The organism is Citrobacter sp. 21OH12SH02A-Citro (assembly GCF_027919895.1).
GTDB classification, from domain to species: domain Bacteria; phylum Pseudomonadota; class Gammaproteobacteria; order Enterobacterales; family Enterobacteriaceae; genus Citrobacter; species Citrobacter braakii.
Genome location: NZ_CP114801.1, coordinates 4,841,344 through 4,853,746, shown reverse-complemented (window position 1 = coordinate 4,853,746; position 12,403 = coordinate 4,841,344). Strand labels below are relative to the sequence as shown.

Annotated in this window: 11 protein-coding genes; 7 read left to right on the top strand and 4 right to left on the bottom strand. The window is 51.9% G+C overall.

Annotated features, from left to right (window positions below; all coding sequences use genetic code 11):
* Positions 1-66: 66 nt before the first annotated feature.
* Positions 67-969 carry an HTH-type transcriptional activator IlvY gene (ilvY, locus tag O6D90_RS23330; protein WP_016155102.1) on the bottom strand — a complete coding sequence of 301 codons (903 nt, stop codon included), beginning with the start codon at positions 967-969 and terminating at the stop codon, positions 67-69.
* A 152-nt stretch (positions 970-1,121) separates the two neighbouring features.
* On the opposite strand from ilvY, the gene ilvC reads away from it, so the two are divergent.
* The gene (gene ilvC, locus O6D90_RS23325; protein WP_016157835.1) at positions 1,122-2,597 is read left to right on the top strand and encodes a ketol-acid reductoisomerase; all 1,476 of its coding nucleotides are present in this window, start codon (positions 1,122-1,124) and stop codon (positions 2,595-2,597) included.
* A 53-nt stretch (positions 2,598-2,650) separates the two neighbouring features.
* Here ilvC and ppiC read toward each other — a convergent pair whose 3' ends face one another.
* A complete protein-coding gene (ppiC, locus tag O6D90_RS23320; protein WP_016155104.1) occupies positions 2,651-2,932 on the bottom strand; it encodes a peptidylprolyl isomerase PpiC in 282 nt (93 codons plus the stop codon).
* Positions 2,933-3,077: 145 nt separating this feature from the next.
* On the opposite strand from ppiC, the gene rep reads away from it, so the two are divergent.
* Positions 3,078-5,099 carry a DNA helicase Rep gene (gene rep / locus O6D90_RS23315; protein WP_016157836.1) on the top strand — a complete coding sequence of 674 codons (2,022 nt, stop codon included), beginning with the start codon at positions 3,078-3,080 and terminating at the stop codon, positions 5,097-5,099.
* Between the two features lie 47 nt (positions 5,100-5,146).
* On the opposite strand, the gene gppA is transcribed toward rep, so the two are convergent.
* Together gppA and rhlB are read right to left on the bottom strand one after the other, a co-directional pair.
* Positions 5,147-6,631, bottom strand: a complete 1,485-nt coding sequence (gene gppA, locus O6D90_RS23310) for a guanosine-5'-triphosphate,3'-diphosphate diphosphatase (RefSeq protein WP_016157837.1) — start codon at positions 6,629-6,631, stop codon at positions 5,147-5,149.
* 8 nt (positions 6,632-6,639) lie between these two features.
* A complete protein-coding gene (gene rhlB, locus O6D90_RS23305; protein ID WP_003829013.1) occupies positions 6,640-7,908 on the bottom strand; it encodes an ATP-dependent RNA helicase RhlB in 1,269 nt (422 codons plus the stop codon).
* Between the two features lie 143 nt (positions 7,909-8,051).
* On the opposite strand from rhlB, the gene trxA reads away from it, so the two are divergent.
* The 5 genes from trxA (at position 8,052) to wzzE (ending at position 12,380) form a co-directional block, all read left to right on the top strand.
* A complete protein-coding gene (trxA, locus tag O6D90_RS23300) occupies positions 8,052-8,381 on the top strand; it encodes a thioredoxin TrxA (RefSeq protein WP_001280776.1) in 330 nt (109 codons plus the stop codon).
* A 130-nt stretch (positions 8,382-8,511) separates the two neighbouring features.
* Positions 8,512-8,631, top strand: a complete 120-nt coding sequence (locus tag O6D90_RS23295) for a rho operon leader peptide (protein WP_049259789.1) — start codon at positions 8,512-8,514, stop codon at positions 8,629-8,631.
* Between the two features lie 87 nt (positions 8,632-8,718).
* On the top strand, positions 8,719-9,978 hold the full coding sequence (rho, locus tag O6D90_RS23290; RefSeq protein WP_002437993.1) for a transcription termination factor Rho: 1,260 nt from the start codon (positions 8,719-8,721) through the stop codon (positions 9,976-9,978).
* Between the two features lie 239 nt (positions 9,979-10,217).
* Positions 10,218-11,321, top strand: a complete 1,104-nt coding sequence (wecA, locus tag O6D90_RS23285) for a UDP-N-acetylglucosamine--undecaprenyl-phosphate N-acetylglucosaminephosphotransferase (RefSeq protein WP_016155107.1) — start codon at positions 10,218-10,220, stop codon at positions 11,319-11,321.
* Positions 11,322-11,333: 12 nt separating this feature from the next.
* Entirely contained in the window at positions 11,334-12,380 is a 1,047-nt protein-coding gene (wzzE, locus tag O6D90_RS23280; RefSeq protein WP_016155108.1) for an ECA polysaccharide chain length modulation protein, read from the top strand.
* Positions 12,381-12,403: the final 23 nt, after the last annotated feature.

Genomic DNA, 12,403 nt, shown 5'->3' with positions numbered 1-12,403 from the left:
GGGACATTATACAGAAAAGGAGTGCCAATACTGAATCTACCACTGATTTTAGGCCTGACGCTGGCGCTACTCGGCGGATTTACGCTCCAGAACAATCTTCCAGAACGCGTCTATGAGCGGCTCATGCAGCCGTTTTTTCGGCGCGCAGACGCCCAGCTCGAACGGCGTTTTTTCGTCGCTGCGTTCTAAAATCATCACGCGATTCCGTACCGGCTCCGGGCTGTTTTCCAGCACCACTTCCGGCAGCAGAGCCACGCCGCAACCCAGCGCCACCATCGAGACCATCGCTTCGTGCCCCCCGACCGTGGCGTAAATCGATGGGTTGCTGATTTTGTGACGGCGGAACCACAGTTCGATGCGGCGGCGTACCGGCCCCTGGTCGGCCATGATAAACGGCACCGTCGACCAGTCTGGTTTATCGACCGAAACCTGATTCCGTACCGGGCAAGGCAATGCTGGTGCGATCAACACTACCGTTAAATTCTCCAGCATCGAGAATGCCACAGCACCGGGCAGCGTCTCTGGCTTACCCGCTATTGCCAGATCGGCCTCTCCGGTGACCACTTTGTCCATCGCATCAGCGGCATCGCCGGTGGTGAGCTTAATTTCAACCGAGGGGTGCTCGGCGCGAAAGCGGTCGAGAATTGGCGGCAGGTGGCTGTAGGCGGCGGTAACCGAGCAGAAGATATGCAGCTCGCCCGACAACGACGGTCCCTGCTGATCGAGGGTGTGGCGCAATTGTTGATACTGCAACAGCGTCTGCTGGGCAAACACTCGCAGCTCTTCGCCTGCTTCGGTCAGCGTGACCGTACGGTTATCGCGCACAAACAGCGCCTGGCCGAGATCTTCTTCCAGCCGTTGGATCTGGCGTGAGAGTGTGGAGGGGCTGACGTGCATCGCCCGCGCACTGCGGCCAAAGTGGCGGCTTTCCGCCAGATGCAGGAACATTTTCAGATCGCGTAAATCCACGGACGAGCCTCCGATTTTCTACGTTGCAGATATTGCAATGTGATGTTGTGAATATATCAATTTCCGCAATAAATTTCCTGTTGTAATGTGGGTTCATTCTCGCTGAAACGCGAACCGAACAATAAGACAGTACAACATCACGAGGTATCACCATGGCTAACTACTTTAATACACTGAACCTGCGTCAGCAGCTGGCGCAGCTGGGCAAATGTCGCTTTATGGGTCGCGACGAATTCGCCGATGGCGCAAGCTACCTTCAGGGTAAAAAAGTGGTCATCGTCGGGTGCGGTGCTCAGGGGCTTAACCAAGGCCTGAACATGCGCGACTCCGGTCTGGATATCTCCTACGCCCTGCGTAAAGAAGCGATTGCTGAGAAGCGCGCTTCGTGGCGCAAAGCGACCGAAAATGGCTTCAAAGTAGGTACTTATGAAGAACTGATCCCGCAGGCAGATCTGGTGGTTAACCTGACGCCGGACAAACAGCACTCCGACGTTGTACGTTCCGTACAGCCGCTGATGAAAGATGGCGCGGCGCTGGGCTACTCCCACGGTTTCAACATCGTCGAAGTGGGCGAGCAGATCCGTAAAGATATCACTGTGGTGATGGTTGCGCCGAAGTGTCCGGGTACCGAAGTGCGTGAAGAGTACAAACGTGGTTTTGGTGTTCCAACCCTGATCGCCGTTCACCCGGAAAACGATCCGAAAGGCGAAGGCATGGCGATTGCCAAAGCATGGGCTGCGGCCACTGGCGGTCACCGTGCAGGCGTGCTGGAATCGTCCTTCGTTGCGGAAGTGAAATCTGACCTGATGGGCGAGCAGACAATCCTGTGCGGTATGCTGCAGGCAGGCTCTCTGCTGTGCTTCGACAAGCTGGTGGAAGAGGGTACTGACCCGGCTTACGCCGAAAAACTGATTCAGTTTGGCTGGGAAACCATCACCGAAGCGCTGAAGCAGGGCGGTATCACCCTGATGATGGATCGTCTGTCTAACCCAGCGAAACTGCGTGCTTATGCGCTGTCCGAACAGCTGAAAGAGATCATGGCGCCACTGTTCCAGAAACACATGGATGACATCATCTCCGGCGAATTCTCTTCAGGCATGATGGCTGACTGGGCCAACGACGATAAGAAACTGCTGACCTGGCGTGAAGAGACCGGCAAAACCGCGTTCGAAACCGCGCCGCAGTTTGAAGGTAAAATTGGCGAGCAGGAGTACTTCGATAAAGGCGTGCTGATGATCGCGATGGTGAAGGCTGGCGTTGAGCTGGCGTTTGAAACCATGGTGGATTCCGGCATCATCGAAGAGTCTGCTTACTACGAATCACTGCACGAACTGCCGCTGATCGCGAACACCATCGCCCGTAAGCGCTTGTACGAAATGAACGTTGTCATTTCCGATACCGCAGAATACGGTAACTACCTGTTCTCTTACGCGTGTGTACCGCTGCTGAAAGAGTTCATGACCACCCTGCAAACCGGAGATCTGGGCAAAGCGATTGCCGAAGGTGCGGTAGACAACGCGCAGCTGCGCGACGTAAACGATGCTATTCGCGGCCATGCTATCGAGAAAGTTGGCCAGAAACTGCGTGGCTATATGACGGATATGAAACGTATTGCTGTAGCTGGCTAAGAGGCCGCCTTTCGGCAAAAAAAGCCCGGTGTTTTAACACACCGGGCTTTCTATTAGTTACGGTACAGCACTTTAATGATGTGGTAACCGAACTGAGTGTGCAGTGGGCCGGTTGGCTCCAGCACCGGGCAGGAGAACACCACTTTATCAAACGCCGGAACCATCTGGCCCTGACGGAATTCGCCTAAATCGCCGCCGCGTTTGCCCGACGGGCAGATAGAGTGTTTCTTCGCCAGTTTACCAAAATCGGCGCCATTTTTGATTTGTTCCAGAAGATCGAGAGCCAGTTTCTCTTCTTTAACAAGGATATGCACTGCTGATGCTGTTTTTGCCATGGTTTGCGCTCTGAGTTGAGTGATAAATCAGGGCGCAATAGTAGCATGTAATCCGTGGTCTTCGGCGATGGGCTATGACCGATCCCCCTGGCGTCACTTTCTGCTACAATCCACATCCCCGTGTTTACAGATTGAGCAATCCTCTATGCGTTTGAACCCCGGACAACAACAAGCCGTCGAATTCGTCACCGGACCTTGCCTGGTGCTGGCGGGAGCGGGTTCCGGTAAGACGCGTGTTATCACTAACAAAATCGCACATCTGATCCGTGAATGTGGCTATCAGGCACGACATATTGCGGCAGTAACCTTTACCAATAAGGCTGCGCGCGAGATGAAAGAGCGTGTGGCGCAAACGTTGGGTCGTAAAGAAGCGCGCGGGTTGATGATCTCTACTTTCCACACTCTGGGACTGGATGTCATTAAGCGTGAATACGCCGCGCTGGGGATGAAGTCGAACTTCTCGTTGTTTGATGATACTGACCAGGTGGCCCTGCTTAAGGAATTGACAGAAGGGCTAATTGAAGACGATAAGCTTATCCTTCAACAATTGATTTCAACGATCTCCAACTGGAAAAACGATCTGATGACCCCAGCGCAGGCGGCAGCCAGTGCAAAGGGTGAACGCGATCGTATTTTTGCCCACTGCTATGGTCTGTATGACGCGCATATGAAGGCGTGTAACGTCCTTGATTTTGACGATCTGATCCTGCTCCCCACGCTGCTGTTGCAGCGCAATGAAGAAGTACGTGAGCGTTGGCAAAATCGAATCCGCTACCTGCTGGTGGATGAATATCAGGATACCAACACCAGCCAGTACGAGTTGGTGAAGTTGCTGGTGGGGAAACGCGCGCGCTTTACCGTCGTGGGTGATGACGATCAGTCGATCTACTCCTGGCGCGGTGCACGTCCGCAGAACCTGGTACTGTTAAGCAAAGATTTTCCGGCGCTGCAGGTGGTGAAGCTGGAGCAAAACTATCGCTCATCAGGGCGTATCCTGAAGGCGGCGAACATCCTTATTGCTAACAACCCACACGTCTTTGAAAAACGGCTCTTTTCTGAGCTGGGCTACGGCGCTGAGCTGAAGGTTTTGAGTGCGAATAATGAAGAGCACGAAGCAGAACGCGTGACCGGGGAACTGATAGCCCATCACTTTGTGAACAAGACGCAGTATAAAGACTACGCCATCCTGTATCGCGGTAATCATCAGTCGCGAGTGTTCGAAAAGTTTCTGATGCAGAACCGCATCCCGTACAAAATTTCCGGCGGGACGTCGTTCTTCTCGCGTCCGGAGATTAAAGATTTGCTGGCCTATCTGCGCGTGCTCAGCAACCCGGATGATGACAGTGCATTTTTGCGCATCGTAAACACCCCTAAGCGTGAAATCGGTCCGGCCACGCTGCAAAAGCTGGGGGAATGGGCGATGACGCGTAATAAAAGCCTGTTTACCGCTAGCTTTGATATGGGACTTAGCCAGACGCTAACCGGGCGCGGATATGATTCTCTGACCCGCTTTACGCACTGGCTGGGTGAAATTCAACGTCTGGCGGAGCGCGAGCCGGTTGCCGCCGTACGCGATCTGATCCACGGCATTGATTACGAATCCTGGCTGTATGAAACCTCGCCGAGCCCGAAAGCGGCCGAAATGCGTATGAAAAACGTCAACACGCTGTTCAGTTGGATGACGGAGATGCTGGAAGGTAGTGAGCTGGAAGAGCCAATGACCCTGACTCAGGTCGTTACCCGCTTTACCCTGCGCGACATGATGGAGCGCGGAGAGAGCGAAGAGGAGTTGGATCAGGTGCAGTTGATGACGCTGCATGCTTCAAAAGGACTGGAGTTCCCTTACGTATTTATGGTGGGAATGGAAGAAGGATTTTTGCCGCACCAGAGCAGCATTGATGAAGATAACATCGACGAAGAGCGTCGTCTGGCTTACGTCGGGATTACGCGTGCGCAGAAAGAACTTATCTTCACGCTGTGTAAAGAGCGCCGTCAGTACGGTGAACTGGTACGACCTGAACCGAGCCGTTTCCTGTTGGAACTACCACAAGATGACGTTATCTGGGAACAGGAGCGTAAAGTGGTGAGTGCCGAGGAGCGGATGCAAAAAGGGCAGGCCAGCATTGCTAACATTCGGGCAATGATGGCGAAAGCCAAAGAGAAATAGGTATTTTGTAGGCCGGATAAGCGTAAGCGCTATCCGGCAGCCAGCATCTAATGCACTTCCAGCGGCCAGTGGACATAGCTTTGCCACTGTATTTCCTGATCGATTAACTCTGTACCTAATGGATGATGTTCCAGCCAGCCTTCCGGTAGCGTTAACGTCAGATTCTCATCCTGAGCTTGCAGGGTGATATGTGGCACTAAATCGTCGCGACGGCGAGCGGCGAAAATGATCGCCAGGCGTAGCAAACGGCAAAGGTGCTCTGCGATGCGTGGTGGCACAGCGTTTTGCTGGTGGAGTGAAGAGAGATCGACCGGATTAGTTTGGTTGAGCAACAGCGTGGCTAACAGTTTTTTCTGCGCGGGAGTAAAGCCCGGGAGATCGAGATTACGTACCAGCCAGGCGGCATGCAGCGGCGCCTGCTTATACTCTACGCTCAGTCCTATTTCATGCAACTGACAGGCACTTTGCAGCAGTTCACGACTAATGGCTTCAAGATGCCACTCATCTTTCACCTGTTCGAGTAAATGTACAGCCAATTGCGTGACGCGATTCGCCTGATCGGTGTCGACCATAAATCGACGCTGAATATTACGCAGCGTACGGCTGCGAATGTCCTGATCAACTGGCAAGTGCAGCATGCCGTAGACCAGACCTTCGCGTAGTGCGCCGCCGGCCAGAGTCATGCATTGAATATTCAGTTCGGTGAAAATGGCGATTAGAATGGCCAGTCCGCTGGGAAAAACCAGTGCGCGTTCCAGCGTTAACCCTTCTATTTCCAGCTCTTCCAGACGACCACAATGAATGGCGCGCTGTTTAAGCTGCTGAAGCTTGGCCAACGTAATGCGCTCATCCATGCCTTGCGCCATCATGATTTCCTGTAACGCCTGGACGGTGCCAGAGGCACCAACGCAAACTTTCCAGCCATGAAAACGCAGTTTGTCGGCGACTGGGCGCAGAACTTCGCGAGCCGCTTTCTCTGCTTCGTCAAAGTTTTCCTGTGCCAGATTACGATTGGTGAAATACCTTTCGAGCCAGGTGACGCAGCCCATTGACAGGCTGAACAGAGAGGTGGTTTGCGCGCCGGAGCCGGTAACCAGTTCAGTGCTGGCACCGCCAATATCAACGACAAGACGCTGATCGGCACCGCCGGTGGTGTGGGCAACACCTTGATAAATCAGCCGCGCTTCTTCTTCGCCGCTGATGACCTGGACAGGACAGCCGAGGATCTCTTGCGCTTTGGCGATAAACTCATCGGCGTTTACCGCGATGCGTAATGTTGCCGTGGCGACCACGCGGATTTGCGGCTGAGGGATATCCTGCAGGCGTTCAGCAAACAGGCGCAGGCATTGCCAGCCGCGCTCCATAGCTTCAGCGGAAAGAACGTTGTCGCTGTTGAGGCCAGCGGCCAGACGCACCTTGCGTTTAATACGCGTGAGCGTCTGAATGCTTCCCGCCACCTCGCGTACAACCAGCATATGAAAACTATTCGAGCCTAAATCAATTGCGGCGTACAGCGAAGTGGTTGTGAGCATATCTAACGTTAACCTGAACGACGACGATTACGCGGAGCACCACCGGTACGGCGTGGGCCATTGCCTGTGCGCGGACGCGTTAAGCGTAACGGCTTCGGCAGATCGGTCATCAGCGCATCCGGGTTGTACTTGCTGACCGGGATCGAGTGACCGATATAGGTCTCGATTGCTGGTAAATTCAGCGCGTATTCTTCACAGGCCAGGCTGATAGAGTGACCGCTTGCTCCGGCGCGACCGGTACGACCGATACGGTGAACGTAATCTTCACAGTCATCCGGCAGGTCATAGTTAAATACGTGCGTTACGGCTGGGATATGCAGACCACGCGCGGCGACATCCGTCGCAACGAGAATGTCGAGATCGCCACGGGTGAACTCATCAAGGATACGCAGACGTTTTTTCTGCGCCACGTCACCGGTCAACAGACCGACGCGATGACCGTCAGCGGCAAGGCTACCCCAGATATCTTCACAACGATGCTTGGTGTTAGCAAAGACGATGGCGCGATCTGGCCACTCTTCTTCAATCAGCGTTTGCAGTAAACGCATTTTCTCTTCGTTGGAAGGATAGAAGAGCTCTTCTTTAATACGGTGACCTGTCTTCTGTTCCGGTTCGACTTCAACGTACTCGGCGTTATTCATCTGTTCGAACGCCAGTTCGCGAACGCGGTAAGAGAGGGTTGCAGAAAACAGCATGTTCAGACGTTGGGTGGTTGGCGGCATACGACGGAACAGCCAACGGATATCTTTGATAAAACCCAGATCGTACATACGATCGGCTTCATCCAGCACCACGACCTGAATCGCGCCCAGGTTAATGTGGTTCTGTTTTGCATAGTCGATGAGACGACCGGTCGTGCCGATAAGAATATCGACGCCGCTTTCCAGCACTTTCAGCTGTTTGTCATAACCGTCGCCGCCATAAGCCAGGCCTAATTTCAAACCGGTGGTCTGTGCCAGCGGCTCGGCGTCAGCGTGGATCTGCACGGCTAACTCACGCGTTGGCGCCATAATTAACGCACGCGGTTGGTTCACCTTGCGATCGGCAATCGCGGGATGAGAGAGAAGATAATGAAACGTTGACGTCAGGAACGCCATCGTTTTTCCGGTACCGGTTTGCGCCTGCCCTGCAACATCACGACCTGCCAGCGTTAGCGGCAGCGCGAGGGCCTGAATGGGCGTGCAGTTATGAAAGCCTTTATTTTCAAGGGCTTCTATCACCTTTGGGTGCAGGGCGAAGTCGGAAAACTTCTGTTCTGTTAAATGTGTTTTGCTCATAGTGTGGTAGAATATCAGCTTACTATTGCTTTACGAAAGCGTATCCGGTGAAATAAAGTCAACCTTTAGTTGGTTAATGCTACATCAACACGTCGTTGATTAAGAGTACACCAACGCACCAGGCTTATTCCTGTGGAGTTAATATGAGCGATAAAATTATTCACCTGACTGACGACAGTTTTGACACGGATGTACTCAAAGCGGACGGAGCTATCCTCGTTGATTTCTGGGCAGAGTGGTGCGGTCCGTGCAAAATGATCGCTCCAATTCTGGATGAAATCGCTGACGAATATCAGGGCAAATTGACGGTTGCTAAACTGAACATTGACCAAAACCCAGGCACCGCGCCGAAGTATGGTATCCGTGGCATCCCGACCCTGCTGCTGTTTAAAAACGGCGAAGTTGCGGCGACTAAAGTCGGCGCACTATCCAAAGGTCAGTTGAAAGAATTCCTCGACGCTAATTTAGCGTAAGGAAGTCTCATGATCGGGCGACCATACTTCGAAATGATTCGGATGACTGGACGCCCGACTTGAGTCGTGCTAAGTTAGTGTTGACTTCGTATTAAACATACCTTATTAAGTTTGAATCTAGTTATATCCAATACTTCCCGTTGTTTCTCGCGCGAGAAGTGGACAGATTCCTGGCTTGTCACTCAATCCGTCTTGTCGTTTCAGTTCTGCGTACTTTCCTGTGACCAGACAGCGAACAGACATGAGTTGATGGCCGTAAACAGGCATGGATGACCCTGCCATACCATTCACAACATTAAGTTCGAGATTTACCCCAAGTTTAAGAACTCACACCATTATGAATCTTACCGAATTAAAGAATACGCCGGTTTCTGAGCTGATCACTCTCGGCGAAAATATGGGCCTTGAAAACCTGGCTCGTATGCGCAAGCAGGACATTATTTTTGCCATCCTGAAGCAGCACGCAAAGAGTGGCGAAGATATCTTTGGTGACGGTGTGCTGGAGATATTGCAGGATGGATTTGGTTTCCTCCGCTCTGCAGACAGCTCCTACCTCGCCGGTCCTGATGACATCTACGTTTCTCCCAGCCAAATCCGCCGTTTCAACCTCCGCACTGGTGATACCATCTCTGGTAAGATTCGCCCGCCGAAAGAAGGTGAACGCTACTTTGCGCTGTTGAAAGTTAACGAAGTTAACTACGACAAACCAGAAAACGCCCGTAACAAAATCCTCTTTGAGAACTTAACACCGCTGCACGCAAACTCTCGTCTGCGTATGGAACGTGGTAACGGTTCTACTGAAGACTTAACGGCGCGTGTACTGGATCTGGCATCACCGATCGGTCGTGGCCAACGTGGTCTGATTGTTGCTCCGCCGAAAGCAGGTAAAACCATGCTGCTGCAGAACATCGCGCAGAGCATTGCTTACAACCATCCGGACTGCGTGCTGATGGTGCTGCTGATTGACGAACGTCCGGAAGAAGTTACCGAGATGCAGCGTCTGGTGAAAGGTGAAGTGGTTGCGTCTACCTTTGACGAACCAGCCTCCCGCCACGTTCAGGTTGCGGAAATGGTTATCGAGAAGGCGAAACGTCTGGTTGAACACAAGAAAGACGTTATCATTCTGCTCGATTCCATCACCCGTCTGGCGCGTGCTTACAACACCGTGGTTCCGGCTTCCGGTAAAGTTTTGACCGGTGGTGTTGATGCCAACGCTTTGCATCGTCCGAAGCGTTTCTTCGGTGCGGCGCGTAACGTGGAAGAGGGCGGTAGCCTGACCATCATCGCGACTGCGCTGATCGATACTGGCTCTAAAATGGATGAAGTTATCTACGAAGAGTTTAAAGGTACCGGCAACATGGAACTGCATCTCTCTCGTAAGATTGCTGAAAAACGCGTCTTCCCGGCTATCGACTACAACCGTTCCGGTACCCGTAAAGAAGAGCTGCTCACCACCCAGGAAGAGCTGCAGAAAATGTGGATCCTGCGCAAAATCATCCATCCGATGGGTGAAATTGATGCCATGGAATTCCTCATTAACAAGCTGGCGATGACCAAGACTAACGACGACTTCTTCGACATGATGAAGCGTTCGTAATTCAGGTCTCATCCGAAAACGCCACGTTTTTACGTGGCGTTTTGCTTTTGTGGCTGTAATCTTAACGACACAATAACGATAATACGGTATGAAGTACCAACAAGTAGAAAAAGATTCGTAATCTGTTTCTTGTGGTTGATAATTATACAAAACCATTGGGTATGAAGTCGGGTTTCCCTTCTGAATATAGGTCTTCGTGGTTATACTTCTGCTATTAATATTCTCTGAGAGCATGCATTGTGAATTTACTGACAGTAAGCACTGATCTCATCAGTATTTTCTTATTCACAACACTGTTTCTTTTCTTTGCCCGCAAGGTCGCAAAAAAGATTGGTTTAGTGGATAAACCCAACTTCCGTAAACGGCATCAGGGATTGATTCCGTTGGTTGGAGGGATTTCGGCTTACGCAGGTGTATGTTTTACGTTTGCCATTGCTGACTACTACATCCCGCATGCTTCTCTCTTTCTGGCCTGTGCTGGTGTATTAGTTTTGGTCGGCGCGTTAGACGATCGCTTTGATATCAGTGTAAAAATCCGTGCGATTATCCAGGCCGCGATCGGCATTATTATGATGTCGGTTGGCAAACTCTATCTTCTTAGCCTTGGGTATATTTTTGGCCCCTGGGAGATGGTGCTCGGTCCGTTCGGCTATTTACTCACGCTGTTTGCCGTCTGGGCGGCAATAAACGCCTTCAATATGGTGGATGGGATTGATGGTCTGCTAGGTGGGTTGTCCAGCGTTTCATTTGCGGCGATGGGATTCATTTTGTGGTTTGATGGTCAGACGAGTCTGGCTATCTGGTGTTTTGCCATGATCGCCGCCATTCTGCCTTATATCCTGCTAAATCTGGGCATCCTTGGACGTCGCTATAAAGTTTTTATGGGTGACGCGGGCAGTACACTGATTGGCTTCACCATTATTTGGATCCTGCTGGAGACTACGCAGGGCAAAACTCACCCCATTAGCCCGGTAACTGCACTGTGGATTATTGCCATTCCATTGATGGATATGGTGGCAATCATGTACCGACGTTTGCGAAAAGGCATGAGCCCTTTCTCCGCGGATCGTCAACACATACATCATTTGGTGATGCGGGCAGGGTTTACTTCCCGACAAGCATTTGTTCTGATTACGCTGGCTGCGGCGGTACTGGCGTCTATCGGCGTGTTGGCTGAATATTTTCGCTTAGTCCCTGAATGGGCCATGTTGTTGCTTTTTTTACTGGCCTTTGGCCTCTACGGTTACTGTATCAAGCGTGCCTGGAAGGTAGCGAGATTTATCAAGCGAGTGAAGCGCAGATTGCGAAGAATTCGTGAAGGCAAACCAAACTTAACCAAGTAAATTGAGGATGCGATGAGACAACCATTACCGGGGGAAGACGCCGTGAGCGCTGAAAATGAACTGGATATCCGTGGGTTGTTTCGTACCTTGTGGTCAGGGAAGGTGTGGATCGTCGGTATGGCTCTCGCCTTCGCGATAGCGGCCCTCGCCTATACGTTTTTTGCGCGTCAGGAGTGGAGCGCCACGGCGATTACTGACAGGCCAACGGTCAATATGTTGGGTGGCTTTTACTCTCAACAACAGTTTTTACGCAACCTGGATATTAAGGCCAGTCTTGCGTCCACGGACCAACCGTCAGTAATGGATGAGGCCTATAAAGAATTCATTATGCAGCTTGCCTCTTGGGATACACGCCGAGAATTCTGGCAGCAGACTGATTACTATAAGCAGCGTATGGTCGGTAATAGTAAAGCCGATGCGGCGATGCTGGATGAACTGATCAATAACATTCAGTTTTTACCTGGCGATGCGCTACGTAATACCAATGACAGCGTGAAGCTGATTGCCGAGACGGCTCCTGATGCCAACAATTTGCTGCGCCAGTACGTCGCGTTTGCCAGCCAACGCGCGGCACGTCATCTGAATGATGAGTTAAAAGGCGCATGGGCCGCACGCACTGTGCAGATGAAAGCGCAGGTCAAACGTCAGGAAGAAGTGGCAAAATCCATTTTCTCTCGCCGCGTCCACAGCATTGAACAAGCGCTTAAAATTGCTGAGCAGCATAATATTTCGCGTACTTCCACAGATGTTCCAGCTGATGAATTACCGGATTCAGAATTGTTCTTACTCGGACGTCCTATGTTGCAGGCGCGACTTGAGAATCTGCAGTCAATTGGTCCGGATTTCGATCTGGACTATTTCCAGAACAGGGCAATGCTGAACACCCTGAACGTTGGACCAACTTTAGATCCGCGTTTTCAGACCTATCGTTATTTGAGAACGCCGGAAGAGCCGGTAAAACGTGACAGCCCTCGTCGCGCCTTCCTGATGATTATGTGGGGTATCGTTGGGGCTCTGATCGGTGCTGGTGTCGCGTTAACCCGTCGCCGTACGATTTAGCAATGCCGTTGCAGTGAGGGGCT